The sequence below is a fragment of the Actinoplanes sp. NBC_00393 genome, from assembly GCF_036053395.1.
Classification (GTDB): domain Bacteria; phylum Actinomycetota; class Actinomycetes; order Mycobacteriales; family Micromonosporaceae; genus Actinoplanes.
Genome location: NZ_CP107942.1, coordinates 4,295,106 through 4,320,271, shown reverse-complemented (window position 1 = coordinate 4,320,271; position 25,166 = coordinate 4,295,106). Strand labels below are relative to the sequence as shown.

Sequence of the window (25,166 nt, the reverse complement as noted above, 5' to 3'; positions counted from 1 at the left end):
CGGAATCAGTCACCACCGCACCGGGAGGGCTCGGAGGAACGAGGTGAGCACGCCGGCCAGCAGTTGGTGGTCGCGGGCCGACGGGTGCCAGTCGCAGCCGAGGGAGTCCAGGCCCAGGGCGTCGGTCTCGTAATGCAGCGCCCGGACGCGGTTGTCGCCGGCGGCGTTGCGCTCGGCGACGATCTGCTCGACCGACGAGGCGAAGGCCGTCGTGTTCCACATGTCCGGGTAGGTGAGCACCAGCTGAACGCGCGCCCCGTACCGTTGCCGAAGTTTGTCCAGAAAGCCCTGGTAGGCCGTGCGGTAGGCGGCGGCCAGCGCGGCCTCGTCGGCCCACTGCTCGCCGGGGTTGAGGGCGGTGGAGAAGTCGTTGATGCCCAGGCCGATCACCACGACCTGCGGCTTCCAGCTGCCCGGCCGCCACACCGCGGGGTCGGCGGCCTGCAGGGTCCGGTCGTAGTACGTGCGGTAGTCGGTGCCGGGATCGCCGCCGTTGTAGTTGCGGACCATGCCCCGGCCGGACCAGGCGTTGAGCTGGTAGTCGGCGCCCAGCGCGCGGGCGGTGAGCGCGCCGAAGGACTGGTCGGCGTTGCTGTTGCGGTCGACGCCGCCGGTCGTGCTGCAGTCGCGGCTGGCCGACATGTTGCCGTACCCGGCCGTCCAGGAGTCGCCGATGAACTCGATCTGCCGGCTGCGGGGGACCGGCCTGCTCAGCACGGCGCCGCCGGCGCCGACGACAAACCCGCCGAACTGTCCCGCTGACCAGGGGCTTTCGGTGCGTTTCGCGATCCGTACGCGGTGCGCGCCCGGATCCAGCCCACGCACCCAGTGGGTGGTGCGTCCCGGGGTGACCAGGTTGACCGGGGCCTGGTCGTCAATCTGGATCGCGTAGTCGTTGACCGCGTCGTCGAGCACGATTCCCACGCTGCTACCGCGGAACCGGCCTTCGAAGTACACGCCGGGCCAGGTGTACCGCACCCCGGCGCCACGGTCCTCGACCCGGCCGGCGGTGTGCACGCGGGCCAGGACGCGGGTGTCCGGGGCGACGGCCTGCCCGGACGCGAGGACGGCCGTGGACGGGTGGGCGACGATCCCGGCGGCGACCAGGGCGGTCGTGGCGGTCAGCGCGGCAAGACGTTTCATCGACTTCCCTTCGAAGGGCGCTTCTCGGGAGCGCTCCCACCTCGAAGCCTATCGATGTATATGCGCCGAGTGCCAGACAGCGGGAGTACGGCGACGCGTCATCGATGCGGCTGGTCGTCCGCGACTCCGGCTGACCGCAACGGGAGGATACGGCCGGCGACCGCGATGAGCAGGGCGACCACCAGGACGGTCAGAGCGGGCACGGCCAGGCCGCCGAACTCGTCGGTCGGGACCAGCGCGCGCCAGAACGGCATGTCCTGCGCGCCCCGGCCGGTGAGCGTGCTGAGGAAGCTCAGGCTGCTGAACAGCCACGCCGGCGCCAGCGTGAGAATGCCGATGACCGCGGCCACGCCTGCCGCGTAGGACATGCCGGCGCGGCCGCGCAGACCGCGGCTCGCCCATCCGGTCAGCACCCATCCGGCGAGGGCGCCCAGCAGGCCGGCCAGCAGGGTGGTGACGGTCAGCCACCGCGGTTCGGCGCGGTGCAGCACGACGCTGAGGCCGCCCTCGTCGTACGCCGCGTCGAAGTAGTCCTCGAACGAGAGCACGAGCGTGTCGTTACGGGCGATCAGCGCCTGCGAGTTGTTCTGCGGTACGCCGGTCGCGATGTCGGTCGGGCTGGTCGGCCAGCTGTCGAGGACCCGCCAGCCGGCCGCGTCCAGGCGCTGCTCGAGGCCGGCCAGGTAGCCGTCGACGTCCTCGGTGGCCGGGGTGCGCCCGGTGTCGTACTGCAGGGACGCGGCGTCGGTCTCGCCACCGTTGTTCTCGAAGGTGGACGTGCTCTCGTACCAGTCGGCCGCCATGCCGGGCGTGAACAGCTCGGCGAGCTGGTCCCGCTCGGCCCCCGCCGGGAAGGCCGGCACAGCCTCCCACCCGATGCGATTGCCGAGCGCGGCACCCAGAAAGCCGGTCATCACCGCCACTGCCGCCGCCAGGACAGCACCCTTGCCGACTCGCTCGATCATGGCGGCCAGCATAGAGACCGTTACGCGGCGGCGGCGTTCGCCATCCTGACCCGGCCCCGGCGGGCGAAGCCACGGGCCGCGCCCGGGCGGGTGTTCGTGGCCTCCCGGGCGAAGACGGTCACGCGCGTGCGGCGCAACGTCGGATGCCGGGTCTCCCAGGCCTCGCGGACCCGGGACGGCAGGTGCAGGTCACGCCACACCCGGCGCAGCATGGCCGGATTCAGCAGATCCTCGACCTCGCCGCAGTTGGCCGCCTCGCAGAGCACCTGCTCGTAGGCGTGCCGGCACTGCACCGGGTCGTCGAGGTCGTACCGGCGCCGGCTGGCATGCCCGGTCGCCATGTGGTGCGGCACCTCGATGACGCCGATGCTGTGGCCGTGCAGGTCGTCGAGCCGGTCGGGAACGGACGGGGCCCGGGTCGCGGCGCTGCGGTTCTTGCGGCCGTCGCGGGCGGCAACATACGACATGCCGTTCAGGCTAGGCGCGCGGCGTTGCCCGGGCGGGCGCGTCGCCAGGACCGGTGACCTCGGTCCACCGATGAGGCAGAAGTGACCGAAGGCAGCTCCTGAGTTCAGACGTGCGGTTCGAAGGCGACGGCACAGACCAGGAACGAGCGGCTGGCCAGCTGCCAGCGCCAGGGCATGGAGAGGGCGACCTGGTGGGCCCGGATCTGCGGGTCGGTCATCAGGCGCTGCCGGATGGCGACCGGGTTGGTCCCGGTGAAGAAGTCGCCGGCGTTGATGGAGTCGATCATCAGGGCGGCCAGTTCGTGATGGCCGGCCGCCGGGAGCCGGGTGCAGGTGTCCGAGGAGACCACGTCGGTGATGAGCAGGCCGCTGCCCTTCGGCGTCAGCAGCCGCGCGATCAGCCGCAGGTGGGCGTCGCGGACGGTCAGCAGCTGCGTGCCGGTCTGCCCGGTCTGTTCGGCGGTGTCGATCAGCTGGGTCAGCAGGGCAGAGGAGACGGCCACGTCGGCCGGGTCGATCTGCCAGGCCGGGTCGGTGACGTCGACGCCACCGTGCAGCACCAGGCCGGTTGCGGACTCGACCTGCTGCCGGGCCACGCCCTCGGCCAGGGCCTGTTCGTCGATGTCGACCAGGTGCACCTCGGCGTAGGTGTCGAGGATCCGGGGCAGATCGAGGTCGTTGCTGTTGCCGGCGCCGAGCACGGAGCCGTTCCGAAGCGTGAACAATCAGATCGGACATTGACGCATGGAACCGCCTGTCCAGCCTGTCGGCATTGACCCTGCTCGCCACCGCCGGCGCGGCGGCGCTGGCACCCAGCCCGGCCCTCGCCAACCCGTTCGGCTCGGTCTGCGACAACGCCTACGACTGCGTGAGCATGGCGAACAACCCCGACCACGCGATCCGATTCCAGAACCTGTCCGACCCGGACGATTACTGGAACGGCATTCCCGGTGCGGCGGTGGCCGCGAATCACGCGATCTCCCAGTTGAACCGGACTGACATGACCGTGTACCGGAACGAGTCGGACTCGCTGCCGGACGTGTGGGTGCACGATTTCGACTACGGCGCCAGCGGGTGGCTCGGGATCGCGCGGTGCCCGGCGAACAACACCGGTACCGGCGGCTCGCACCCGAACCGCTGGTGCCGGGGCCAGAACATAATCATGAACTCCTGGTACTACTGGAACACCACCTACCTGGACACCGAGTTCACCCGCCGGGTGCTCGCCTGTCACGAGCTGGGCCACACGGTCGGTCTGCAGCACTCCGACGACACCAACAGCTGCATGTACACGTACCCGCGCAGCGCCACCGGATCGATCCTGCAGGCCCACGACATCGCGCACGTCAACGCGCGCTACTGAGAACCGGGAGGTGACAGCAATGCTGAAGATGATCCGTACCGCTGCCGTCCTGTCGGTGGCCACCGCGATGATCGCCGGTTGCGCGGGGAACCAGCCGTCGGCTCCGGCCGCGCAGCCCGCGCCGGTCGTGGAGCAGGCCGCGAAGCACAGCGGCACCGGCTTCTACGACGCCCTGCGCCCGGCCGAGAGTGCCCTGCTCGTTCCGCAGCCCGAGTCGCTGGCGGCCGCCTACGGTCAGGCCACCGCCACGATCGAGGCCGAGGTGATCGGGGTACGCCCCGGCCGCCCCATCCACGACCTGCAGCAGATCGTGGTCGAGCTGAAGCCGACCCAGGTGCTGCGCGGCGCGCTGCGCCCGGAGCTCAAGGGCAGGGTCGAGGTCGAGTTCCCGGTCGCCTTCGTGCCGGAGCCGATCGCCCCGATCGTCGAGAAGATGAAGGCGGACATGCCCGAGGGCCGCGGCGTCTGGCTGCTGCGCTGGCAGGGCGCCCCGCCGCCGGCCGCCAAGCCGAGGGCGGTCAAGTCGTCGGCTCTGGACCCGGCGTTCTACTCGGTGGTGCACCCCAACTGCGGTGTCTTCGTCGAGAACGAGGGCGGCGTGGAGTCGGTCGCCGCCCAGCACGAGGGCGGCGAGGAGCCGATCGCCGCGCAGGCCGAGGGCCAGCGTTTCGGCAAGCTGAAGGATCTGGTCGCACACGCCCGCAAGAAATGAGTACGACCGATGGCCGGGCATTCCTTGCCCGGCCATCGGGTGCTGCCATCGACGATCGTGACGTACGGTGCTGAGCGTGAACGGCCGTCGGGTGGTGAGTGACGACGAGGTGGCGCGCGCCGGATGCCACTTCTTTCTGCGGCACGGCACCGTCGACATGGATCGGCTGGCCGCCGCGATGTGTATCAGCCGGGCCACCCTGTACCGGGTGACGCACGGCCGGGACCGGCTGCTCGGCGAGGTGCTGTGGCGGCTGGCCGAGCGGATGCTCGCTGAGGCGCGACGGAGCCGTACCCGGTCCGGTGTGGACGGCGCTGTCGAGATCACCTACCGGTTCACCGGTCGGCTGCTGGCCGCCGAGCCGTTCCGCCGGTTCATCGCGGCCGAGCCGGAGGCCGCCGCGCGGATCCTGCTGACCAGCGCGGGCGGGCTGACCGAGCGGATCGTGGCCGCCCAGCAGGAGATCTTCACCGAGGTCGGGCTGGACAGCGCCGGCCCGGACCTCGCCTACCTGTATGTGCGGATCATCGAGTCGGCGCTCTACGGCGAACTGGTCGCGGGCCGTCCCGCCGATCTCAACCTGGCGCACCGCGCCGCCCGGACCCTGTTGCTCGCCGCTTGCTGAGACAGGTGTCGCAGCCTTGGCCGCGACCATGGCGTGACGTATAGACGGCTGCTTATGGTGCGGCATGGTCAAGCACTCGTGGCGATCCGCCGCCGTCGCGATCGCCGTCCTGGGCGGCACGCTGCTCACCGGCGCCCCGCCCGCTGTCGCCGGCACACCGGCGGAGGTCATCGGGCCGCTGCCCGGCACCGCGCCCGGCGACCCGAAGTCGCCGGATATCGCCGACACCTATCCGTTCTTCGCCACTGTGGACGATCTGGCCGCGCGCGGCTATGTCGAGCAGGAGTTCCTGATCTCCGGCCGGGCCGACGGATGGGACACCGCCGGGGTACGGGTCGCCGAGGACGTCCCGTACACCACCCGGATCGTGGTGCGCCGCCCGGCGAAGGCGAAGCACTTCAACGGGACCGCCCTGGTCGAGTGGCAGAACGTCACGGCCGGCTACGACCTGGACGCGCTGTGGAACGTGGACACCGTCACCCGGGCCGGGTACGCGTGGATCGGCGTCTCCGCGCAGCGGGTGGGCGTGGACCAGCTGCGGGGCTGGAGTCCGGCGCGTTACGGTTCGCTCGATGTCACCGGTGGCGGCCGGTTCGCTGCCGACGAGCTCTCGTACGACATCTTCGCCCAGGCCGCGAAGGCGCTCACCGCGAGCCGCAAACCGCTCGGCGGGCTGACGGCCCGCACCTTGCTCGCGATCGGCGCCTCGCAGTCGGCGGCCCGGATGACGGTCTACTACGACCGGGTGTTGCCGCAGGTGGCGCCGGTCTTCGACGGCTACGGGTTCATCGTCGGCAGCGCCCCGGCGCGGCGCGGCCCGGAACCGGTGTTCCAGGTGCTGTCCGAGACTGACGTGCGCAGCCCGGTGCGGCCGCCGGACACCGACCGGTTCCGCCGCTGGGAGGTCGCCGGCAGCGCCCACTCCGGCCATGCCGGCCAGGTGTATCGGGAGCCCATCCAGGTGCGCGATCTGGGCGCGGCGCCGGTGTACGACTGCGCGCAGCCCCCGTTCAGCCGGGTGCCGCTGCATCACGTGGTGGCCGCGTCCTACCGGCATCTGGAGCGCTGGGTGCGCCGCGGCACCCCGCCGCCGGCCGCCGAACCGCTCGTGGTCAACGAGGACGGCAGCAAACAGCGCGACGAGCTGGGCCTGGCCCGGGGCGGGATCCGGCTCTCCGAGGTGGCCGTGCCGACCGCGCTGAACAGCGGGGACAACAGCGGTGAGTCGTTCTGCCGGCTGTTCGGCACGTATGTGCCGTTCGACCGGGCGCTTCTCGAGCAGTTGTATCCGAGCCGTGTCGCGTACCTCATCAAGGTCGCGCGCACTGATCTGCGCAACATTCGGGCGGGTTACCTGTTGCCCGCGGACGCGCGGTAAGCGACGCCTTTCTCACGTGCGGCACGCCCTCGGGCGTGCCGCACGCTGTTGAGCGCATTCCTGACAAGGAGATCCATGTCCCGCCATTGGCAATGGCTGCTGATTCTGCCGGCCGTCGCACCGCTGCTCACCCCGTACGCCAACCGGATTGAACCGACCGTGCTCGGGGTGCCGTTCTTCTTCTGGTACCAGTTCGCCTGCGCGCTGTTCGCGATCGTCGTCATCTCCGTCGTGCACGTGGCCACCCGCGAGGACGATCATGAGTGAGCGTGACATCGAGGTCGGCGTCTTTGCCGTGCTGATGGCGGTGGTGCTGGTCCTCGGCTTCGGCGCGGCCCGCTGGCGGCGGCCGGAGAACCCGCACACCCTCGAGGAATGGGGTGTCGGCGGGCGCGCGTTCGGCAACTGGGCGATCTGGTTCCTGATCGGCGGGAGCATGTACAGCGCGTACACGTTCATCGCGGTGCCGGCGTTGACCTACGGCATCGGGGCGATCGGGTTCTTCGCGGTGCCGTTCGCCATCATCACGACGCCATTGACGTTCGTGTTCACGACCCGGGCCTGGTCGGTCGCGAGGCGGCACGGTTTCCTCACCCACAGCGAGTTCGCGGCTGCCCGATTCGGATCACCCGGGCTGGGCGCGCTCGTCGCGGTCACCGGGATTCTGGCGACCATGCCGTACGTCGCGGTGCAGCTGCTGTCGTTGCAGGCGGTGCTGCGTACGGTCGGGTTCGGCGGGGAGTGGCCGCTGCTGGCCGCGGTGACGGTCGTGTCGGTGTGCACGTTCCGGTCCGGGTTGCGCGCGCCGGCTCTGCTGTCGGTCGTCAAGGACGCGCTGATGGCGTGGATGTTGCTGACCGCGCTGCTGGTGGTCGCCATGTACGGCGGGTGGGACCGCACCTTCCGGGTGGCCGGGGAGCATTTCGCGGCGACGCCGTCCCGTATCGACGGGCTGTTGTTGCCGGACACCGGTCATCTCGGGTTCCTGACTCTGATCATCGGCTCGGCGCTGGCCGTTTTCGCGTACCCTCATGCTCTGGTCGGCATGCTTGCCGCCAAGGACCGCGCAACTGTTCGGCGTAACGCCGCCGCCCTGCCGGTTTACTGCATGGCCCTCGCCGTGATGGCGCTGCTCGGTTTCTTCGCGCTCTCGCGCGGGGTGAAACCGGTCGACGGCGACCTCAACACCGTCATTCCGCAGCTGATCCATTCGCATTTCCCCGGCTGGTCGGCCGGGATCGCCTACGCCGCGCTGACCGTTGCCGCTCTGATTCCGGCCGCGGTGATGTCGATCGCCGCGGCGAACGCTTTCACCCGCAGTCTGTTCCGCCCGTATCTGCAGCCGAACGCGTCACCGGCCACCGAGGCGCGGGTGAGCCGGTGGGTGTCGCTGGTGGTGAAATTCGGTGCGGCGGCCCTGATCCTGGCGGTCGACCCGGCGTATTCGGTCGACCTGCAGCTGATCGGTGGGGTGGTCATCCTGCAGACCATTCCGGCGACGTTCCTGGGCCTGGTCACCGGCTGGTTCCATCGGGCCGCGCTCATTTCCGGGCTGATCGCCGGTCTGGGGGTCGGCGTGGCGATGCTTTACAGCATTCCGAAACTGGACGCGACCGGGCGGGTGGTCGCCGAGCATTTTGGCGGGTCCAGCTGGCCGTTGGGCAATGGGACGACGGTGTACGTGGGAATGGTCGCCCTGTTCGTCAATCTCGCCGTTGCCGCCCTGGCCACGGTGATGTTGAAGGCGGCCGGGGTGCCGGGCGGGCTGGACGCGACCCGGCCGGACGACTATCTGGCCGACGCGGGCGACGCGAAACTGAAGCGGCTGGACGAACTGATCGACGGCCTGCCCCGGCGGCGCGCGGAACCACCCGCCTACGTCGGACGGGCCCGGTTGCTATCCGGGGCCGTCGGCGAGCAGTCGCTCCGGGCTCCACGCGAGCGAGCCTGAGGCGGGCGGTTCGATCGTGCTGCCCCAGCCACGCCGCCTCCGCCCGTGGGAGGCGCTAACGCTTGCGGGGATGCTCGGTGGTCTGGACCGGGCTTCCGCCGCTCAGCAGCCGGGCCACGCCGCGGGCCAGGCCCTCGGCCGGCCACCACGTCTTCATGAACAGCCGGCCGCTCGCCCGCCGACCCTCGGCCCACCAGCCGAAATGGCGGCCCGGGTGCACTTTCATCTGTCGAGTGCCCATGGGCTCGACGCTATAGCGCAAGGATCGCCATCGATATGCCATCTTCCGCGGGCTCGTACGATCGGCGCATGGTGACTCTGCAGGATGTCCGGGACGCCGCGGAGCGGATCGAGGGTTTCGCTCACCGCACGCCGGTGATCCGGTCCCGCACGCTCGACGAGCGGGTGGGCGCGCAGGTGTTCCTGAAGGCGGAGAACCTGCAGCGTGTCGGCGCCTTCAAGATTCGCGGCGCGTACAACGCCATCAAGCAGCTGGCGCCGGAGCAGCTGGCCCGGGGGATCGTCGCCTACTCGTCCGGCAACCACGCCCAGGCGGTCGCGCTGTCGGCGCGGGAGCTGGGAAGCACCGCGGTGATCGTGATGCCGGCCGACACCCCGGCCTCCAAACTGGACGCGGTCCGCGGGTACGGCGCCGAGATCGTCACCTACGACCGGTACACCGGCAACCGCGAGGAGATCGGCCGGCGGCTGGCCGAGGAGCGGGGCCTGGCGCTGATCCCGCCGTACGATCATCCGCACATCATCGCCGGCCAGGGCACCGCCGCCCTGGAACTGCTCGAGGAGACCGGCGCCCTGGACGCGCTGGTCGTGCCGGTCGGTGGCGGCGGGCTGATCGCCGGGAGCGCGACCGCTGCCAAGGGCCTGCAGCCGGGCATCCGCGTGATCGGCGTCGAACCGCAGGCCGGCGACGACACCAGGCGCTCGCTCGCCGCCGGTGAGCGGGTCCGCATCGACGTGCCGCGCACCATCGCCGACGGGCAGGCCGCCCCGATTCCCGGCGAGCTGACCTTCGCGATCAATCGGCGGCTGGTCGACGAGATCGTGCTGGTCAGCGACGACGAGCTGCGCGAGGCGATGCGGTTCGCCGTGGACCGGCTCAAGCTGGTGATGGAGCCCAGCGGCGCGTCCGGGCCGGCCGCGCTGCTGGCCGGGCGGCTGAATCCGGCGCCGGCCCGGATCGGTGTGATCATCTCGGGCGGCAACGTCGGGGCGGCCCGGCTCGCGCAGTTGCTCGGCGACGGCGTTTCGCCGGGCTCCACCGGGGCATGAGCACCACATGTTCCCGGCTGAGAATCTTCGTGACTGGCGCGGCGAGAACGTCATCGACCCGGAGGGCGACAAGATCGGCGATCTGGAAGCCGTCTACGTCGACACGATCAATGACGAGCCGGCGTTCGCCACCGTGCGGGTGGGCATCATCGGACGGCACCGGCTCGTCTTCGTTCCGCTCACCGGCGCGACGGTCACGCCCAAGGCCGTGCGGGTCCGCTACGACAAGAAGCTGGTCGGCAACGCGCCCAGCATCGGACTCGACGGGGAACTGGCCGCCACCGACGAGCCGGCGCTGTTCGAGCACTACGGCCTGCCGTACGAGGCGGGGATCTCCGGGGCCCGGCGGCTGGCTCGCCGCTGAGCCCCGGTCGGCTACCGCCCGGCCGGCTCAAGGGCGTCGCGGCCGCGGCTGCCCACTCCAGCGTCGCGGCTCGGCACGACGGCGAGCACCAGCAGCGCGGCGATCACGGCGAGCACTGCCGCCACGGTGAGCATCGCGTTCAGCCCGTCTGCGAACGCCGCCGGCTGACCGTGCCCGTCGCTCACCCGGTTCGCGAAGATCGTGCCGAAGACCGCGACGCCGAGCGCGAACCCGAGCTGCCGGAACGTGTTGAGCGCCCCGCCGGCCATGCCGCTGCGCTCCCGCGGCACCGCGCCGAGCACCGCGGACGACAGCGACGGCAGCACCGAGCCGACCCCGAGTCCGACCAGGATCAGGCCGGGGATCAGCGCGGCGCCGCTGCTGTCCGCGTCCAGGCGCGCCTGCAGCAGGTCGCCGGCGGCGATCAGCAGCAGGCCGAGTCCGACGGTCCAGCGCGGGGCGACGCGCTGCAGCAGCCGTCCGGCCGCGGCGCCGACCACCAGTGAGGCGGCGGCCATCGGCAGCGCACCGTACAGGCCGGCGTCGACCGGGCCGTTGCCGAGCACCTGCTGCAGCCAGACCGTGGTGAACGGCAGGTACCCGAAGGCGGCGGCCTGGGTGAGGAACGCGGCCACGATCAGCACGGCGAACGACGGCTGCCGGAACAGCGCCAGGTCCAGCATCGGGTGATCGGAGCGGCGTTCGGCGGCGAGGAACGCGATCGAGGCGAGGGCGCCGGCAGCGAACGCGGCGAGGGCCAGGGTGTCGGTCCATCCGGCTTCGCCGGCGCGGATCAGCGCGTACGTCCACGCGCCCGCCGCCACCGTGAAGCTGATCGTGCCGGGCAGGTCGAAGCGGCCGCCGGACGGCGCCTTGGACTCGGTCACGCCGCGCACCGTGAACCAGACGGCGGCCAGGCAGACCGGCAGGTTGACCAGGAAGATCCAGCGCCAGCCGAAGTGCTCGGTGAGCAGGCCACCGGCGAGGGGCCCGGCCGCCGCGGCGGCGCCGTTGACCGCGCCCCAGATCCCGAACGCGGTGCCCCGGTCGCGGCCCTGGTAGGTGACGTTGAGCAGGGCCGCGGTCGTGGCGAACATGGCCGCGCCGCCGGCGCCCTGCAGGATGCGGGCGGCGATCAGCGCCTGCTCGTTAGGGGCGATCGCGCACAGCAGTGAGGAGAACGCGAACAGGCCGATCCCGGCGAGGTAGGTGCGGCGGCGGCCGTACCGGTCGGCGAGCGAGCCGGCGCCGAGCAGCAGGGCGGCGAGCGCGAGGGCGTACCCGTCGAGGACCCACTGCAGGTCGGCGTAGCCGGCCCGGAACTCGTCGCCGACGGTCGGAAGCGCGACGACGACGATGGTGACGTCGACGAGCAGCAGGAAGGTGCCGAGACAGACGGCGATCAGGGGTGACCATTTGCGCATGCTGTGCAGAGTGCCGCCTGCCTCGCAGAATCCGTTAACCAGTGCACGGGATCCTGCGGATCTCGACAAAGGCTAGGCTCGGATGGTGGAAATCGACGAGCTGGACCGGCAGGTGACGCACGCGCTGCGGATCAACGGCCGGGCCGGTTACCGCGAGATCGGTACGGTGCTCGGCGTCTCCGACCAGACGGTCGCCCGGCGCTATCGCCGGTTGCGCGAGGAGGCGGGGCTGCGGGTGGTGGGGCTGCCCAATGCCATCGAGCTGGGGTACGAGATGTGGACGCTCCGCCTGAGCGCGGCGCCGGACGCCGCGGTGCCGATCGCCGGGGCGCTGGCCCGCCGCCCGGACACCGGGTGGGTGGCGATCATGTCCGGCGGGACCGAGATCGCGTGCAGCGTACGCGTTCCGGCGACTGCGGATCGTGAGTCGCTGCTGCTGCAGAAACTGCCGCGCACACCGCGCCTGGTCGCGGTGACCGCGTATTGCGTGATCCACCAGTACGTCGGTGGCGCGGTCGGCCCGGACCGCCGCGACGACGCGCTCACCGCCGGGCAGATCGAAGCCCTGACCCCGCGCTGGCCGGCCGGTCCACCGGGGGCGGCGCGGCTCACCGGCGCCGACGCGGCGCTGGTCGAGGCGCTGTCGTGGGACGGCCGGCTCAGCTACACCGAGCTCGCCGCGGCGACCGGCTGGCCGGAGTCGACCGTGCGCCGGCGGGTGCAGGAGCTGCTCGGCTCGGGGTCGCTCTACACCGACGTGGAGATCGAGCCGGAGCTGTTCGGGTTCCGGGCCGCGGTGGTGCTGTGGCTGTCGGTCGCGCCGTCACGGGTGGCCTCGGTCGGCGCCGTGCTGGCCGAGCACGAGGAGGTGGTCTTCGCCGCCGCGACCACCGGCCCGACCAACCTGCAGGTGACTGCGGTCTGCCCGGACATGCCGGCGTTCTACCGCTACGTGACCGAGCGGCTCGGCTCGCTCGACGGGGTCGAGCGCATCGAGTCGGCGCCGGTGCTCAAGCACGTCAAACAGCTGGGCGCGGTGCGCTGACCGGGCTCACGGCATGGGCAGCGGGGACTGCGGCTTGGTGACGGCGAAGGCGAACGTCGTCTTGATCGAGGCGAGCGACGGGATCGACCGGATCTCGCGGCGCAGCAGATCCTCGTAGTCCTCGAACGACTTGATGACGATCTTGACGAGGTAGTCGTCGTCGCCGGCGAGCAGGTAGGCCTCGACCACCTCGGGGATCGCCCGCAGTCGCTCCTCGACCTCGTCGACGACCGGCGAGGCGTGCGAGAGCAGGGTCAGGCGCGCGAAGGCGGTGATCGACAGGCCGAGCGCCTTCGGCGACACCACCGCGGTGTAGCGCTCGATCACCCCGGACTCCTGCAGTTGCCGGACCCGCCGCAGGCACGGCGACGGCGAGAGCCCGATCCGGTCGGCCAGCTCCTGGTTGGTGAGCCGGCCGTCCTTCTGCAGTTCCAGCAGAATCCGGCGGTCGATGCTGTCCAAGGCGATCATGTGGCAGATTCTGCCACTCATGGCCATGTCCGTGGCATAACTAGCAATCGCATGCCCCACCGTACTTCCTAGCCTTGCCCCTATGGGACGACCTGTTCGTGCCGTCGCGGCGCTCGCGACGGCTGTGCTGTTGTGGGCGTCGTTCGCGCTCACCATCCGCGGGATCGGCGGGTCCGGCCTGATGCCCGTCGACGCGGCGATCCTGCGATTCGTGACACCGGTGATCCTGCTGGCGCCGTGGTTGCCGCGGGCGATCCGGGCGGCACGCCGCGAGCGCGCCGGCCTCGTCGCCGCGCTCTGCCTGGCCGGGCTGCCGCATTTCCTGCTCTCCGCGCTGGGCGGCAGCCTGACCTCGGCGGCGCTCGTCGGCCTGTTGCTGCCCGGATCGGTGCCGCTGTTCGTGGCGCTCATCCTGGCCGGGTGGCGGCACGAGCGGGTCGGCCGGCAGCGGGCGGTCGCGCTGGCCGCGATCGTCTCCGGGGTGGTGGCGGCCGCCGTGCTGACGACCTCGGCGGCCACGCTCGCCGGGATCGGTGTGCTGCTGGCCGCCGGGTGCGCGTGGGCGATCTACACGATCGCGCTGCGCTCCACCGCGCTGGATCTGGTCAGCCTCGTCCTGGTCGTCTGCGTTCCGTCCGCGCTGGCCGCCGTCGTCCTGGCCGCGACCGGAGTGCTGCCGTCGAGCCTGGGGCGCCGCGCCGGCGTCGAACATCGCGCTGTTCGCGGTCCTGCAGGGCGTCGGAACCGGCATCCTGTCGACGTTGAGCTACGCGTACGCGGTCCGCCGGCTCGGCAGCAGCATTCCGGCGGTGACCGGCGCGATCAGCCCGGTGCTCACCACACTGCTGGCCGTCCCACTGTTCGGCGAGCCGATCACGGTCGGGATCAGCACCGCGCTGGCGCTCATCGTCGGTGGGGTGATCACGTTCAATCTCGCTGCGTCGCCCGTACGAAATGCGGTTGTTCGATGAACGTGCCGAGGGCGACCATGCTCGGGTGAGGTCGCCGCTGCAGGGTGGGTTGCCGCCGACGGGCGCGGTGGCCGGCGCGGTCGTGGAGATCGCGTGCGACGAGTCGGGGTTCTCCGGCTCCAATCTGCTCGATCCGGCCACGCCGGTGATCACGCACGCGAGCGTCGACCTGAGCGGGCCCGAGGCCGTCGAGTTGATCACCGAGCTGCGGTCCGGCTTCCGGTTCTCGCCGCACGAGCTGAAGTCCGGGCAGTTCCTGCGCCGGCCGCGCGCGGGTGAGGCGCTGGAGTGGTTCCTGACCGCGCTCCGCGGCCGGGCGCAGGTCTATCTGGTCGACAAGGAGTTCTTCCTGGTCACCCGGATCGTCGACCTGCTGCTGAGTGAGCCGTCGTATGCGGCCGGCACCCGGCTGGCGCTGGATCGCCGGCCGGCCGCCCTCGCGCTGTACCGGGCCGGGCGCGCGGCCGGAAACGACTGGGACGAGTTCCTGGCGGCCTTCGTCGACCTGGTCCGGATCAAACGCAGGCCGCCGGCTCAGCCCGGTGTGGACCGCTTCTTCCAGGCCCGCGACGCGCTGGCCCGGCACGGTCTGGGGGAGCCCGTCCTGGACGCCCTCGATCCGGGCGTGGTGTGGGCGGTGCTGACCAGGCTCGACCGCGACGACCGTACGATTCCGCCCCCGCTGGAGCCGCTGCTGCCGGCGCTGGCCGAAACCGTGCTGTTCTGGAGCGGCGGGCAGCGGCAGGTGCTGGTCTTCCACGACGAGCAGAGCGCGCTCACCGCCGACCGGCTGACCCGCCTGAAACAGGCACTGACCGGTCCGGCGGGCGTGTCGCCGCTGGCCGGGCTGGTGATGGTCGACTCCCGCGACGACCCGCGGGTCCAGGTCGCCGACCTGCTCGCCGGCGTCGTCCGGCGGCCGCGGGGCATCATCGGCGACGCCCTGCTGCAACCCCTGATCTCGCCCACCTCACTGAGGGATCCCGATGCTTGACCGTTTTCCGGTGCTCTGGTTGTGCGGCCCGTCCGGCGTCGGGAAGTCCACCATCGCGTGGGAGTTGTTCAACGAGCGGCCCGGCGCCGCTCACGTCGACATCGACCAGCTGGGCATGTGCTACCCGGAGATCCCGTCCGACCCCGGCCGCACGATCCTCGAGGCGCGCATCCTCGGGCAGGTGGCGGCCAACTACGCGGCGGCCGGCGCGACCAGCCTGATCGTCTCCGGCTACATCGACTCGCACCGCGGCATCCATACCGAGCACCTGACCGGGGTTGAGCTCACTGTACTGCGGTTGCGCTGCGACCAGCCTGAACACCGCCGGCGCCTGGTGGACCGGGCCCGCCCTGGTGAAGAGCGCGAAGCCGCGCTGCGGGCGGGAGTCGTGCTCGACCGCAGCGGCTTGCCGTATCCCGTCCTGGACACCACCGGGCGCACTGCGGCTGATGTGCTCGCCGAGGTCCGCGAGCGGTGGCCGTTCTGCCCGTCCCGGCAGCCGGGCGACTGGCCGCAACCGGCTGCGACGCCGGGGGAGATCATCTTTGTCTGCGGGGCGCCCGCGGTCGGCAAGTCGACGTTCGGATGGGAGCTTGCCGAGCGGTTCCGGCGGGACGGCCACACCACCGGATTCGTCGACCTCCAGCAGATCGGCTTCGGCCACGATCATCGGCTCAAGGCGGCCAATCTGGCCGCTGTCCATACAAACTTCTCGGCGTACGGTGCACAGCGACTCGTTGTTGTCGGCCGGATCGAGAACCCGGACCAGCTGAAGCTCTACCGCGACGCGCTGCCCGCGGCGCGCATCACCGTCTACCGGCTGCACGCGGGCCCGGATCAGCTGCGCGAGCGGATCCGGCAGCGCGGACTCGGATACGGCCCGCCGATCATCGGCGACGAGCTGCGCGGGCAGCCCGCTGACGTGCTGGCCGCGGCGCACGAAGACGCGGTCGCGCAGGCCGAGAAGCTGGAGCGCCTCTCATTCGGCGACGTCCGCGTCGAATGGTGACGGTCGTCAGTGGAACAGGTGGACGTCGATGTTCGTGGTTTCCTTCATCCGGTCGCAGTGGGCGCACGCCTTCCACCGATTGCCGTCCTCGGTGCTGCGGGTCCGCCACTGATGACGCAGGTTGAGCCGGCAGGAGAGCGGGATCTTCCGACTGGTGGTCATGCCTCAGGGTTTCATTCTCGAAGGAGAGTTTCCAGTAGTGACCGTACGCATCGAGACCGGCCACCGGTCCGGCTCGGCCGGCACTCCGACCCAGGACCGCATCGTCGTCCTGGACGACGCCGTGATCGTGCTCGACGGCGCCTCGTCGTGGGTCCCGGAGGAACGGGACGGCGGCTGGTATGCCGATCAGCTCGCCGCCGAGCTCGCCCGATGCCTGCGACGCCCGGACGACCTGCCCCTGACCGCGCACCTCGCCGACGCCATCCGGGCCGTCGTCGCCCGCACGCAGCTCATGCCTGGTGACGCCCCGTCGTCGACCGTGCTGATCTGCCGCTGGACCGAGGAGACGATCGAGGTACTGACGCTCGGCGACTCCACCGCGATCGTCTACACCCGCGACCAGCGCGCCCATCGCGTCTACGACGACCGCCTCGACCCGATCGCGGCCTCACAGCGTGCCGCCCTCCAGGCGCGATGCCCGACCGGGGACGAGCTCACCCGGCTCATGATCGAGCTGCAGGCCGCCCAGCGTGCGCTGCGCAACCGCCCCGGCGGGTACTGGATCGCCGAGGCCGACCCGGCTGCCGCCCACGAAGCCGTCGTGCGCAGCTGGCCGCGTGCTGAGGTCGACGCCGTCCTGCTGATGACCGACGGGGTGGCCGACGTCGTCGACCGTTACGCGGTCAACGGGTTCCCGCACTGGTACGGCATCTTCGAACTGGTCGCGGCCGAAGGTGTGCAGGCACTCGCCGACCACGTGCACGGCGTCGAGGAGACCGACTCCGACCGGTCGCGCTGGCCCCGCAGCAAGGTCCACGACGACAAGGCCGCGGCGCTGATCAAGATCTCCGAGCTGGATCACCGCCTGCAGCCGCCGTTCTCCATCCTCGCCGCCGCCGACCGGGCCAGAGAGCGAGGCGACTACGCGGCTGCGGTCGATCTGTTCGCGTCGGTCACCGGCGCCCGGTTCCCCGAGGTCGTGGACGACCTGGACGGCACACTTCACCAGGCCTACTACGGATATCTGGACGCGCTGGCCCGCGCTGGGCGACTCGACGAACTCGCCGCGCTGGCGACCAATGACGCCCGGGCACGCCGGCGCCTCGACCGGCAACTGCACGAGGAAGGCCGCGCCGACGACCTGCGAGCCCGCGCTGCTTCCGGTGACCGGACCGCGCTCTACCTGCTGATCCGCCTGCTGCGGGCCCGCGGCGAGCAGGACGCTGCCCGTCAGGCGGTCGACGATATCGCGCCCGACGACGAATACGCGCGGCGACTGGCCGTGGGAGCATGACCCATGACCGCATCGCCGCCGGTGGCCGTACCGATGACTCTGCCGGACGACTACGGCCGCCCGCCGGACCGGCTGCTGGCCTGGGCGGACGTGTCCGCCCGGTTGGCCTCGGCGCCCCGCTACTGGCTGGCGACGGTCCGGCCGGACGGCCGCCCGCACATCGTGCCCACCGACGGCCTGTGGGTCGATGACGCGCTGTGGTTCGGCGGCAGCACGGCCACCGTCCACCACCGCAACCTGCTCGCCGACGGCGCCGCCGCGGCCCACGTGGAGGACGGCGCCCGGGCCGTCATCGTGGAGGGCACCGCGGGCCTGACCACGCCGACCGCCTCGCAGGCGCGCGAGTTGGCCGCGCTGTCCAAGACGAAGTACGGCTACGCGGCCCCACCCGAGGCCTACACCGCCGAGCTGTGGCTGCTGACCCCGTCCCGGGTGCTGGCCTGGACCGAGTTCCCCCGCGACGCCACCCGGTTCACCTTCCGTCGGCACCGACACGCGCGCCACGGGTGACTTTCGTTGCGTGCCGGGCCGCTGGGTTGTTAGCTTTCTCGCGGCTCCACGAGAGCCTTACCGCAGGATCACCCGGACCTGATCCGTTGCGCGGTCGAAGGGTCTTGCGGCCGTCCGCTGGGCATTCTGATTCCGCATGTCGTCATCGTCGTCGTGGCGGTCGCGCTGGTGCCGATCGTCGCGATCGGCGGGCTCATCAGCCCGCATCGTTACGGGATGTTCGCCAACGACGTGCTGGATCGGCTCATCGAGTGGAGCCGGTCCGCCTTGGGGAAGACAGCGGACGGCAGCGATGAGCAATAGCAGCCGCCGGAAGCGCATCGCAACCGTGGCCGAACGCCTCGGCGTGCCGTACCAGACGGCCCAGCAGGCGGCGCGGAAGCTGATCGCGGCCGGCGCCTACCACCATCGTGAGCACTGCGATGACGAACTGGTGGGCCGGATCGGCGATCTCCTGCGGCAGTCGGCACGCGGACCGATCATGCGTAGGCTGCCGGTTCTCCGGGCCGGCTCGGGTGGATTCCGGGAGATCCTGGATCGGGTGGCGTCGCGCCGGGTGGCTGAACTGGTCGAGCTTCGCACTCACGCCGCCGTGCCGGCTCTCGCCGCAGCGCCGGTCTGCGAATGCATGTCTACTTTCGCGTGCATGTTTCTGATCGCGCGCCGCGATGTGGACGCGGCGATGGCACGCTGCGGCGGGCCCGGCCGGGCAGCTCCGGCCATGATCCAACTGCGGGCGGAGATCGATGGCGCGTTGGCCTTTGATTCGGAAACCATGCCGCGGATCAGGGGCGTGCGGGAGCTGGCCGGGAGGTTGGGTCTGCGGTCGGTCCACGCCGGGTTCACCGAATTCGAGACGTTGCTGGCCGACTTCTCCGGGAAAGATCTCGGTGCTGTTGATCTGCGCGGGGTTCCGTTCGAAGGGATCAGGTGGTCTCGGACCACGGCGTGGCCGGCCAAGTGGCGCGATCATGTGGTGCGGAACTCGGTGACCCGCGGTCCCGACGGCTACGAGTTCCGAGTAGATGAGGCGCGGGTCAGAGCACTTCGCGGATATCTGGAGGGCTATCTCGCGAAGCGCATGCCACCCGGACGCAGGGCTGGGCCAGTGGTGGACAAGTTTCTGGCGAAATTCGGGCCGCGCATGGTGCCCACCCGCACAGACCAGTATCGAGCGGTCGCACATTTCGCGCTGCGGGAGATCGTCCCGGTGTGGCGAGAGGCGTTTGAGGATCCGGCCTCGATCATGGGAGAGATCGAGAAAGCGCCGTCGGTGGCAAGCTGGTCGACCGAGGGGAAAGCGGTCTACTTTCTGTGCTGCGTCATGTCCTTCAGCATTCAGCAGACGGCTGAGATCACGCGAATGGACCGTCAGGTCGTGACAAGCCTCCTGTGGGACACGCATCGGGCCCCTACCTGACTGCAGGTGTGCTGGTCGGAGGCCAAGATCCGAACATGCGTACGATGACGCGGTGGGGAACACGCGGCCGGAGCGGCAGGCGCCGTTGGCTCGTAGCCGGTATGTGGCTGCGGCCCGGCGGTTCGTGCGCGCCTACGCCACGTTGCTCGCGCGCGGGGTGCCGATCGATCCCGGGCGCGACGTCAAGGTGCGGGACTGGACTGCGGTCGACGTCGCGGTGCTGCGCGAGCTGCACGAGGCGCTCGGGCAGATGCTGGACGCCCGCCGGGAATGGGACGGTTTGCGCCGCCACCGGTGACCCGGTGGCGGCCCGGTCGCGCTGTCGCCGGACCGGCCGGCGTCCTTGACCGGGCCGGGCTTGCGGCCTCGGCCGGGCTTGCGGCCTCGGCCGGGCTTGCGGCCTCGGTCGGGCATGCGGCTTCAGGTGGGGCCGCACAGGTGGTCGAGGCCGACCACCGTGAGGACCCGTTCCACGATGCCGCGCGCCTCGACGAGGTGGAAGGCGATGCCGGCCTTTTCGGCGGCGAGGTAGCCCTCGATGAGGGCGCTCAGCGCCTCCGAGTCGATGAAGCGCACCTGCCGGAGGTCCACCAGCAGGCGGGCGCACTCGCCGGCCTCGATGACGGCGAGCAGGGCGGCGCGCAAGTCGTCGCGGGTGGCTATGTCGAGGTCTCCGGCGAGCCGGATCCGCGATGTCGTCACCTCGTCGTCGCCGACGCGCACCGGGTCTGTGGCGATGGCGAAGTGTCTGTCGAGCACGATACTTGTCTACCAGCAAATAATGCGGTGTGGATTATCCCGATCAGGGGGTTTCTGCCCGGCGTAGCCAGAACGTCAGGCTCAAGCCGGTGTGGGCCTGTTGCGCCCAGGCCGGCCTGCCGGCGGCGAAACTCGTCGCGAGGACCTCGTCGGCCACCAGAGCCGCATGTTCGGTGAGGGCGGCGGTGACCTGCTCGTCCGCCGACTCGTAGTGCAGCTCGATGCGGTCGGTAACCTCCAGGCCGGTGGACTTGCGGGCGTCCTGGATCAGCCGGATCGCTTCGCGGGCCAGGCCGGCCCGCCGCAGCGAAGGGGTGAGGTGCAGGTCGAGGGCCAGGCTCGCGCCGGCCTCGGAGGCGACGGCCCAGCCTTCCCGCGGTGTCTCGGTGATGATCACCTCGTCGGTGGACAGCGTGACCGGCGAGCCGTCGACCAGGACCGTGGCGGTACCGGCGGCCAGATCGCGGTTGAGCGCTGCGGCGTCCGCTTCGGCGATCGCCCGGGCGACGGCCTGCACCTGTTTGCCGAAGCGCTTGCCGAGCGTACGGAAATTGGCTTTTGCGGTGGTGTCCACCAGCGACTCCGCGGAGTCGCTGACCGGAAGCACGGCGGCCACGTTGAGTTCCGCGGCGATCTCGGCGATCAGTTCCGGGTCCAGTGCGGCGAAGCCGGGCGCCGAGGCGAGCGACCGGGACAGCGGCTGACGGATCTTGACGCCGGATTCGGCGCGGGCCGTGCGACCGAGTTCGACCAGGCGCCGGGTGAGCGTGACCTGCTCGCCGAGGGCCGGGTCGATCAGCGTCTCGTCGGCGGCCGGGTAGTCGGCCAGGTGCACCGACGTGGGGGCGGTGGGGTCGACGGCGACGACCAGGTCCTGCCAGACGCGCTCGGTGATGAACGGGACGATCGGCGCGAGCAGCAGCGTCACGGTGCGCAACGCTTCGTGCAGGGTCGCCAGCGCCGCCGGGTCGCCGCGCCAGAAACGGCGGCGGCTGCGCCGCACGTACCAATTGGAGAGATCGTCGATGAAGGCCGCGAGCTGCCGCCCGGCCTCCTGCGTGTCGAACGCGGCCATGGCCGCGTCGACCCGGCCCACCAGCAGGTTGAGCTCGGAGAGGACCCAGCGGTCCAGGACCGGGCGGTCGGCCGCGGCGGGGTCGGCCGCGGACGGGGACCATTGCGAGGTACGCCCGTAGAGCGCCTGGAACGCAACGGTGTTCCAGTACGTCAGCAGGGTCTTGCGCACCACCTCCTGCAGGGTGGCGTGCCCGACCCGCCGCGCTGACCAGGGCGAACCGGCCGCGGCCATGTACCACCGGACGGCGTCCGCGCCGTGCTGCTCCAGCAGCGGGATCGGCTCGAGGATGTTGCCGAGGTGCTTGGACATCTTGCGGCCGTCCTCGGCCAGGATGTGCCCGAGGCAGACCACGTTCTCGTACGCCGAGCGACCGAAAACGATCGTGCCGACGGTCATCAGCGTGTAGAACCAGCCGCGGGTCTGGTCGATCGCCTCGCAGATGAACTGGGCCGGATAGCTCTTCTCGAACAACTCCCGGTTCCGGTGCGGGTAGCCGAACTGGGCGAACGGCATGGCGCCGGAGTCGTACCAGGCGTCGATCACCTCCGGGACGCGGTTCGCGGTGGCGCCGCAGTGACAGGTCAGGGTGACGTCGTCGACGAACGGGCGGTGCGGGTCCAGGGCGGACAGATTCCGGCCGGCCAGCTCGCCCAGCTCGGCGAGGGAGCCGACACAGGTCAGGTGGTTCTCCGGGCAGCGCCAGATCGGCAGGGGAGTGCCCCAGTAACGGGACCGGGACAGCGCCCAGTCGACGTTGTTGACCAGCCAGTCGCCGTACCGTCCATGCTTGATCGTCGCGGGCTGCCAGTTGGTGCGCTCGTTCTCGCGGAGCAGGTCGTCGCGGACCGCGGTGGTGCGCACGTACCACGACGGCTGCGCGTAGTAGATCAGCGGCGTGTGGCAGCGCCAGCAGTGCGGGTAGCTGTGCTGATATTGCTCGGCGCGGAACAGCAGGCCGCGTTCGCTCAGGTCGGCGACGAGCAGGGGGTCGGCGTCCTTGAAGAACCGGCCGCCGACCAGGGCGGTCTGCGGGGCGAAGGTGCCGTCCGGGCGGATCGGGTTGACCAGCGGCAGGCCGTAGGCGCGGCAGCTGGCCAGGTCGTCGGCGCCGAACGCGGGCGCCTGATGCACCAGGCCGGTGCCGCTGTCGGTGGTGACGTAGCCGGCCAGGATGACGATGTGCGCGTCCGGCACGTCGACCAGGTCGAACGGCGGACGGTACGCCCAGCGCTCCAGCTCCTTGCCGGTGAAGCTGCGGCCGGTGGCCGTCCAGCCGTCGCCGAGAGCCGGCTGCAGCAGCGCCTCGGCCACGACGAGCTGCTCGTTGCCGTCGGTCGCGACCACATAGGTCACCTCGGGGTGCACGGCGACCGCGGTGTTCGACACCAGCGTCCACGGGGTGGTCGTCCACACCAACAGCGACGCCTCGCCGGCCAGGGGGCCTTCGGTGAGCGGCAATCGGACGTACACCGAAGGGTCGGTGTCGTCCTCGTAGCCCTGCGCCAGTTCGTGATCGGAGAGCGCGGTCTGGTCGCGCGGGCACCACGGCGCCACCCGGAAGTCCTCGACCAGCAGACCCTTGTCGAAGATCTGCTTGAGCGACCACCAGACGGATTCCACGTACTCCGGGTCCATGGTCCGGTACGCGTCGTCCATGTCGACCCAGTAGCCCATGCGCTCGGTCAGCCGGGCGAACGCGTCGGTGTGCCGGGTCACCGACTCCCGGCAGCGGGCGTTGAACTCGGCGATCCCGTACTTCTCGATGTCCTGCTTGCCGGCGAAGCCCAGCTCCTTCTCCACCGCCAGCTCCACCGGCAGACCGTGACAATCCCAGCCGGCCTTGCGCGGGACCCGGAAGCCCTTCATCGTCCGGTAGCGCGGGAAGACGTCCTTGAAGACGCGCGCCTCGATGTGGTGGGTGCCGGGCATGCCGTTGGCGGTCGGCGGCCCCTCGTAGAAGATCCAGTCGGGGCGCCCCTCGGACTGCTCGAGGCTGCGGGCGAAGACCTGGTCGGCCTGCCAGAACTCCAGCACCTCGTGGTCGAGGGCGGGCAGGTCGACCTGCGCGGGCACGGGCCGGTACATCGCATCCTCCGTCGGGCTTCGCTCAAAACGTCGCTCAACGACGCCGTCCTCCGGCGTCGCTCTCCAACGGAGGGACGAGGCTCGCGCCCCGCAGAGCCTACAGTGGCGGCCCGGCGTCGGTCGCCCGGTTTTCCGTCGAGCCGGCCAGCATCTCGAAGCACGGGCGCAGCAGATCGACGATGTCGCCGGGCGCGGCGTCGGCGAGCGGGCCGAGACGCAGCAGGTAGCGCTCGATGATCACGCCGTGGACGATGGCGCTGAGCAGGGCGGCGCGCAGGTCGGCGTCGGCGGCGGGAATCGCGGCGGCGATCCGGTCCAGCTCGGGCCCGGCCGCAGCCCGGTAACGCTGCGCGGCGTCCGGGTTGGTGAGCATGGAGCGCAGAACGGCGAGCGAGGCGGTCGGCTCGTCCTGCAGGCGGTTGGCGAGCGAGGCGAGCAGCGTCTCGCCGGACATCTCGTCGGTGGACAGTTCGGTGGAGCGGGCGAACAGCTCGTCCTTGCTGCCGAAATAGTGCATGACCAGGCCGGCGTCGACGCCGGCGACCCGGGCGACCGCGCGGATCGTGGTGCGGTCGTAGCCGAGGTCGGCGAACATCTGGCGGGCCGCGGCGAGGATCTTCTCCTCGGTGCGGCGGCGTTGCTCGGCCCGGGTCACCCGGCGATTCTACGGCCGTTGACCGAACCGGCCGTTCGTTCTACGGTCGTTCAATCAACACGCGTTCAACGAGAGGCGAAGCCATGGCCCGCGAGATCGTCGAACAACTGCTCGGAGCCGCCCGCGAGCAGGACATCGAAACGTTCGCCGCATTGATGGCGCCCGACGGATACCTGGAATGGCCGTATCGGCCGCCCGGTGTGCCGGCGCGAGTGCAAGGCCGGGACGAGATCCGGCGGCACCTGGCTGCGACCGCTGACGGACTCATCCGGCTGGGTGAGCACCGCAACGTGGTGATGCACGAGACCACCGACCCGGAGGTGGTCATCGTCGAGTACGAATCGCACGGCACCGTCGTCGCGACCGGCGCGCCTTTCGAGCAGGCGGTCATCGCCGTGTTCCGGGTCCGCGACGGGCGGATCGTGTCCTGCCGCGACTACATCAATCCGCTGCCGCTGATGGAGGCGCTCGCGAGCATCGCTTAGGTGCTCAGCAGTTGTCCCGGTACCAGTAACCAGCCTCGCGGACCCACGGCTCCTTGGTCTGCTCGATCGCCTTCACCGGGTAGGCGTAGGAGACCTTGGCGGAATTTCCGCTGGCGGTCGCCGAGTAGGTTTTGAAGCGCAGCGGGGTGCCATGCTGCTGCTTCGCCGCGGTGACCAGGTCGGTGAACTCGGTCTCGGTGATCCGCTGCCGGCATCGCTCGGAGAGCAATCCGTACGCGGTGGTGGCGTCACCCGTCAGGTAGGCGTCGCTGTAGGCCTCCACCGCCTTTCGCAGATCCTTCTGGGAATTCTTCACCGGTTTAGCCTTGGTCGTCGGTTTCTTGGTGGACGTCACCGACTTGTTGGACTTGCTGGTGCTCTTGTTACGGGTCGAGGAGTTGCTGCTCCCGCAGCCGGTCAGGAGAACGCCGGTGAGCAGGACCGCAGTGATGGTCTTGAAACGCATCGGGACATCCTGCGACATCGAACAATTCCCATGATTGACCAGGTGGCCCGCCGGATCCATTTATCGCCGACTGGGGTAAT

At 70.6% G+C, this 25,166-nt stretch carries 30 protein-coding genes; 18 read left to right on the top strand and 12 right to left on the bottom strand.

Annotation, left to right across the window (positions count from 1 at the left end):
• Window positions 1-9: 9 nt before the first annotated feature.
• The 4 genes from OHA21_RS20415 to OHA21_RS20400 all read right to left on the bottom strand — a co-directional run bounded on the left by OHA21_RS20415 (window position 10) and on the right by OHA21_RS20400 (window position 3,300).
• On the bottom strand, window positions 10-1,143 hold the full coding sequence (locus OHA21_RS20415; protein WP_328475854.1) for an SGNH/GDSL hydrolase family protein: 1,134 nt from the start codon (window positions 1,141-1,143) through the stop codon (window positions 10-12).
• Between the two features lie 98 nt (window positions 1,144-1,241).
• Window positions 1,242-2,108 (bottom strand): hypothetical protein, encoded by an 867-nt coding sequence (locus OHA21_RS20410; protein WP_328475852.1) that lies wholly within the window; start codon window positions 2,106-2,108, stop codon window positions 1,242-1,244.
• 20 nt (window positions 2,109-2,128) lie between these two features.
• Window positions 2,129-2,575 (bottom strand): hypothetical protein, encoded by a 447-nt coding sequence (locus OHA21_RS20405; RefSeq protein ID WP_328475850.1) that lies wholly within the window; start codon window positions 2,573-2,575, stop codon window positions 2,129-2,131.
• Between the two features lie 104 nt (window positions 2,576-2,679).
• Window positions 2,680-3,300, bottom strand: coding sequence for a hypothetical protein (locus tag OHA21_RS20400; RefSeq protein ID WP_328475848.1), 621 nt, complete (start codon window positions 3,298-3,300; stop codon window positions 2,680-2,682).
• Window positions 3,301-3,347: 47 nt separating this feature from the next.
• Between OHA21_RS20400 and OHA21_RS20395 the strand changes: the two genes are divergently transcribed.
• The 6 genes from OHA21_RS20395 to OHA21_RS20370 all read left to right on the top strand — a co-directional run bounded on the left by OHA21_RS20395 (window position 3,348) and on the right by OHA21_RS20370 (window position 8,604).
• The gene (locus OHA21_RS20395; RefSeq protein WP_328475846.1) at window positions 3,348-3,938 is read left to right on the top strand and encodes a matrixin family metalloprotease; all 591 of its coding nucleotides are present in this window, start codon (window positions 3,348-3,350) and stop codon (window positions 3,936-3,938) included.
• Window positions 3,939-3,957: 19 nt separating this feature from the next.
• The gene (locus OHA21_RS20390) at window positions 3,958-4,650 is read left to right on the top strand and encodes a hypothetical protein (protein WP_328475844.1); all 693 of its coding nucleotides are present in this window, start codon (window positions 3,958-3,960) and stop codon (window positions 4,648-4,650) included.
• Window positions 4,651-4,726: 76 nt separating this feature from the next.
• Window positions 4,727-5,275, top strand: coding sequence for a QsdR family transcriptional regulator (locus OHA21_RS20385; protein ID WP_328475842.1), 549 nt, complete (start codon window positions 4,727-4,729; stop codon window positions 5,273-5,275).
• A 64-nt stretch (window positions 5,276-5,339) separates the two neighbouring features.
• A complete protein-coding gene (locus OHA21_RS20380; protein ID WP_328475840.1) occupies window positions 5,340-6,653 on the top strand; it encodes an alpha/beta hydrolase domain-containing protein in 1,314 nt (437 codons plus the stop codon).
• 75 nt (window positions 6,654-6,728) lie between these two features.
• Window positions 6,729-6,920: a DUF3311 domain-containing protein gene (locus OHA21_RS20375; RefSeq protein WP_328475839.1), complete on the top strand. Its 192-nt coding sequence runs from the start codon at window positions 6,729-6,731 to the stop codon at window positions 6,918-6,920.
• Window positions 6,913-8,604: a sodium:solute symporter family protein gene (locus tag OHA21_RS20370; protein WP_328475837.1), complete on the top strand. Its 1,692-nt coding sequence runs from the start codon at window positions 6,913-6,915 to the stop codon at window positions 8,602-8,604. Before OHA21_RS20375 ends, OHA21_RS20370 begins: the two co-directional genes overlap by 8 nt.
• A gap of 55 nt (window positions 8,605-8,659) precedes the next feature.
• Here the strand turns inward: OHA21_RS20370 and OHA21_RS20365 are convergent, their stop codons facing one another.
• The gene (locus tag OHA21_RS20365; protein ID WP_328475835.1) at window positions 8,660-8,845 is read right to left on the bottom strand and encodes a hypothetical protein; all 186 of its coding nucleotides are present in this window, start codon (window positions 8,843-8,845) and stop codon (window positions 8,660-8,662) included.
• Between the two features lie 68 nt (window positions 8,846-8,913).
• Between OHA21_RS20365 and OHA21_RS20360 the strand changes: the two genes are divergently transcribed.
• Together OHA21_RS20360 and OHA21_RS20355 are read left to right on the top strand one after the other, a co-directional pair.
• Window positions 8,914-9,894, top strand: a complete 981-nt coding sequence (locus OHA21_RS20360; RefSeq protein ID WP_328475833.1) for a threo-3-hydroxy-L-aspartate ammonia-lyase — start codon at window positions 8,914-8,916, stop codon at window positions 9,892-9,894.
• A 7-nt stretch (window positions 9,895-9,901) separates the two neighbouring features.
• On the top strand, window positions 9,902-10,258 hold the full coding sequence (locus OHA21_RS20355; RefSeq protein WP_328475831.1) for a PRC-barrel domain-containing protein: 357 nt from the start codon (window positions 9,902-9,904) through the stop codon (window positions 10,256-10,258).
• Window positions 10,259-10,269: 11 nt separating this feature from the next.
• On the opposite strand, the gene OHA21_RS20350 is transcribed toward OHA21_RS20355, so the two are convergent.
• Entirely contained in the window at window positions 10,270-11,682 is a 1,413-nt protein-coding gene (locus OHA21_RS20350; protein WP_328475829.1) for an MFS transporter, read from the bottom strand.
• Window positions 11,683-11,764: 82 nt separating this feature from the next.
• Between OHA21_RS20350 and OHA21_RS20345 the strand changes: the two genes are divergently transcribed.
• Window positions 11,765-12,727: an Lrp/AsnC family transcriptional regulator gene (locus OHA21_RS20345; protein ID WP_328475827.1), complete on the top strand. Its 963-nt coding sequence runs from the start codon at window positions 11,765-11,767 to the stop codon at window positions 12,725-12,727.
• Window positions 12,728-12,733: 6 nt separating this feature from the next.
• Here OHA21_RS20345 and OHA21_RS20340 read toward each other — a convergent pair whose 3' ends face one another.
• The gene (locus OHA21_RS20340; protein ID WP_328475825.1) at window positions 12,734-13,198 is read right to left on the bottom strand and encodes an Lrp/AsnC family transcriptional regulator; all 465 of its coding nucleotides are present in this window, start codon (window positions 13,196-13,198) and stop codon (window positions 12,734-12,736) included.
• Window positions 13,199-13,731: 533 nt separating this feature from the next.
• Between OHA21_RS20340 and OHA21_RS52770 the strand changes: the two genes are divergently transcribed.
• Genes OHA21_RS52770 through OHA21_RS20325 form a run of 3 tightly spaced genes read left to right on the top strand, consistent with a single transcriptional unit; the run spans window position 13,732 to window position 16,172 of the window.
• Entirely contained in the window at window positions 13,732-14,169 is a 438-nt protein-coding gene (locus OHA21_RS52770) for an EamA family transporter (RefSeq protein WP_442875111.1), read from the top strand.
• A gap of 25 nt (window positions 14,170-14,194) precedes the next feature.
• Entirely contained in the window at window positions 14,195-15,163 is a 969-nt protein-coding gene (locus tag OHA21_RS20330; RefSeq protein WP_328475821.1) for a hypothetical protein, read from the top strand.
• Window positions 15,156-16,172 (top strand): AAA family ATPase, encoded by a 1,017-nt coding sequence (locus OHA21_RS20325; RefSeq protein ID WP_328475819.1) that lies wholly within the window; start codon window positions 15,156-15,158, stop codon window positions 16,170-16,172. The genes OHA21_RS20330 and OHA21_RS20325 overlap by 8 nt, the downstream gene beginning before the upstream one ends.
• Window positions 16,173-16,178: 6 nt before the next feature.
• Here the strand turns inward: OHA21_RS20325 and OHA21_RS20320 are convergent, their stop codons facing one another.
• Complete coding sequence (locus OHA21_RS20320) at window positions 16,179-16,334, bottom strand: hypothetical protein (protein ID WP_328475817.1); 156 nt, start codon at window positions 16,332-16,334, stop codon at window positions 16,179-16,181.
• 37 nt (window positions 16,335-16,371) lie between these two features.
• Between OHA21_RS20320 and OHA21_RS20315 the strand changes: the two genes are divergently transcribed.
• The 5 genes from OHA21_RS20315 (at window position 16,372) to OHA21_RS20295 (ending at window position 19,856) form a co-directional block, all read left to right on the top strand.
• The gene (locus OHA21_RS20315; RefSeq protein ID WP_328475815.1) at window positions 16,372-17,628 is read left to right on the top strand and encodes a protein phosphatase 2C domain-containing protein; all 1,257 of its coding nucleotides are present in this window, start codon (window positions 16,372-16,374) and stop codon (window positions 17,626-17,628) included.
• 3 nt (window positions 17,629-17,631) lie between these two features.
• A complete protein-coding gene (locus OHA21_RS20310) occupies window positions 17,632-18,138 on the top strand; it encodes a pyridoxamine 5'-phosphate oxidase family protein (protein ID WP_328475813.1) in 507 nt (168 codons plus the stop codon).
• A 153-nt stretch (window positions 18,139-18,291) separates the two neighbouring features.
• A complete protein-coding gene (locus tag OHA21_RS20305; protein WP_328475811.1) occupies window positions 18,292-18,441 on the top strand; it encodes a hypothetical protein in 150 nt (49 codons plus the stop codon).
• Window positions 18,431-19,558 (top strand): hypothetical protein, encoded by a 1,128-nt coding sequence (locus OHA21_RS20300; RefSeq protein ID WP_328475809.1) that lies wholly within the window; start codon window positions 18,431-18,433, stop codon window positions 19,556-19,558. The genes OHA21_RS20305 and OHA21_RS20300 overlap by 11 nt, the downstream gene beginning before the upstream one ends.
• Before the next feature lie 52 nt (window positions 19,559-19,610).
• Entirely contained in the window at window positions 19,611-19,856 is a 246-nt protein-coding gene (locus OHA21_RS20295) for a hypothetical protein (protein WP_328475807.1), read from the top strand.
• A 122-nt stretch (window positions 19,857-19,978) separates the two neighbouring features.
• Here OHA21_RS20295 and OHA21_RS20290 read toward each other — a convergent pair whose 3' ends face one another.
• The 3 genes from OHA21_RS20290 to OHA21_RS20280 form a co-directional block, all read right to left on the bottom strand.
• Window positions 19,979-20,317 (bottom strand): STAS domain-containing protein, encoded by a 339-nt coding sequence (locus tag OHA21_RS20290; protein WP_328475805.1) that lies wholly within the window; start codon window positions 20,315-20,317, stop codon window positions 19,979-19,981.
• 43 nt (window positions 20,318-20,360) lie between these two features.
• Window positions 20,361-23,480: an isoleucine--tRNA ligase gene (ileS, locus tag OHA21_RS20285; RefSeq protein ID WP_328475803.1), complete on the bottom strand. Its 3,120-nt coding sequence runs from the start codon at window positions 23,478-23,480 to the stop codon at window positions 20,361-20,363.
• 97 nt (window positions 23,481-23,577) lie between these two features.
• Entirely contained in the window at window positions 23,578-24,135 is a 558-nt protein-coding gene (locus tag OHA21_RS20280; protein WP_328475801.1) for a TetR/AcrR family transcriptional regulator, read from the bottom strand.
• An 83-nt stretch (window positions 24,136-24,218) separates the two neighbouring features.
• On the opposite strand from OHA21_RS20280, the gene OHA21_RS20275 reads away from it, so the two are divergent.
• On the top strand, window positions 24,219-24,620 hold the full coding sequence (locus OHA21_RS20275) for a nuclear transport factor 2 family protein (protein ID WP_328475799.1): 402 nt from the start codon (window positions 24,219-24,221) through the stop codon (window positions 24,618-24,620).
• 4 nt (window positions 24,621-24,624) lie between these two features.
• On the opposite strand, the gene OHA21_RS20270 is transcribed toward OHA21_RS20275, so the two are convergent.
• Window positions 24,625-25,086, bottom strand: coding sequence for a hypothetical protein (locus OHA21_RS20270; protein ID WP_328475797.1), 462 nt, complete (start codon window positions 25,084-25,086; stop codon window positions 24,625-24,627).
• Window positions 25,087-25,166: the final 80 nt, after the last annotated feature.

Bases quoted from the DNA above. Each gene is read 5' to 3' on its own strand.
- ileS (WP_328475803.1), bottom strand. From the start codon at position 23,480: ATGTACCGGCCCGTGCCCGCGCAGGTCGACCTGCCCGCCCTCGACCAC.
- OHA21_RS20375 (WP_328475839.1), top strand. From the start codon at position 6,729: ATGTCCCGCCATTGGCAATGGCTGCTGATTCTGCCGGCCGTCGCACCG.
- OHA21_RS20340 (WP_328475825.1), bottom strand. From the start codon at position 13,198: ATGATCGCCTTGGACAGCATCGACCGCCGGATTCTGCTGGAACTGCAG.
- OHA21_RS20300 (WP_328475809.1), top strand. From the start codon at position 18,431: ATGAGCAATAGCAGCCGCCGGAAGCGCATCGCAACCGTGGCCGAACGC.
- OHA21_RS20365 (WP_328475835.1), bottom strand. From the start codon at position 8,845: ATGGGCACTCGACAGATGAAAGTGCACCCGGGCCGCCATTTCGGCTGG.
- OHA21_RS20415 (WP_328475854.1), bottom strand. From the start codon at position 1,143: ATGAAACGTCTTGCCGCGCTGACCGCCACGACCGCCCTGGTCGCCGCC.
- OHA21_RS20390 (WP_328475844.1), top strand. From the start codon at position 3,958: ATGCTGAAGATGATCCGTACCGCTGCCGTCCTGTCGGTGGCCACCGCG.
- OHA21_RS20275 (WP_328475799.1), top strand. From the start codon at position 24,219: ATGGCCCGCGAGATCGTCGAACAACTGCTCGGAGCCGCCCGCGAGCAG.
- OHA21_RS20270 (WP_328475797.1), bottom strand. From the start codon at position 25,086: ATGCGTTTCAAGACCATCACTGCGGTCCTGCTCACCGGCGTTCTCCTG.
- OHA21_RS20410 (WP_328475852.1), bottom strand. From the start codon at position 2,108: ATGATCGAGCGAGTCGGCAAGGGTGCTGTCCTGGCGGCGGCAGTGGCG.
- OHA21_RS20310 (WP_328475813.1), top strand. From the start codon at position 17,632: ATGACCGCATCGCCGCCGGTGGCCGTACCGATGACTCTGCCGGACGAC.
- OHA21_RS20355 (WP_328475831.1), top strand. From the start codon at position 9,902: ATGTTCCCGGCTGAGAATCTTCGTGACTGGCGCGGCGAGAACGTCATC.
- OHA21_RS20350 (WP_328475829.1), bottom strand. From the start codon at position 11,682: ATGCGCAAATGGTCACCCCTGATCGCCGTCTGTCTCGGCACCTTCCTG.
- OHA21_RS20345 (WP_328475827.1), top strand. From the start codon at position 11,765: ATGGTGGAAATCGACGAGCTGGACCGGCAGGTGACGCACGCGCTGCGG.
- OHA21_RS20380 (WP_328475840.1), top strand. From the start codon at position 5,340: ATGGTCAAGCACTCGTGGCGATCCGCCGCCGTCGCGATCGCCGTCCTG.
- OHA21_RS20325 (WP_328475819.1), top strand. From the start codon at position 15,156: ATGCTTGACCGTTTTCCGGTGCTCTGGTTGTGCGGCCCGTCCGGCGTC.
- OHA21_RS20320 (WP_328475817.1), bottom strand. From the start codon at position 16,334: ATGACCACCAGTCGGAAGATCCCGCTCTCCTGCCGGCTCAACCTGCGT.
- OHA21_RS20405 (WP_328475850.1), bottom strand. From the start codon at position 2,575: ATGTCGTATGTTGCCGCCCGCGACGGCCGCAAGAACCGCAGCGCCGCG.
- OHA21_RS20370 (WP_328475837.1), top strand. From the start codon at position 6,913: ATGAGTGAGCGTGACATCGAGGTCGGCGTCTTTGCCGTGCTGATGGCG.
- OHA21_RS20360 (WP_328475833.1), top strand. From the start codon at position 8,914: ATGGTGACTCTGCAGGATGTCCGGGACGCCGCGGAGCGGATCGAGGGT.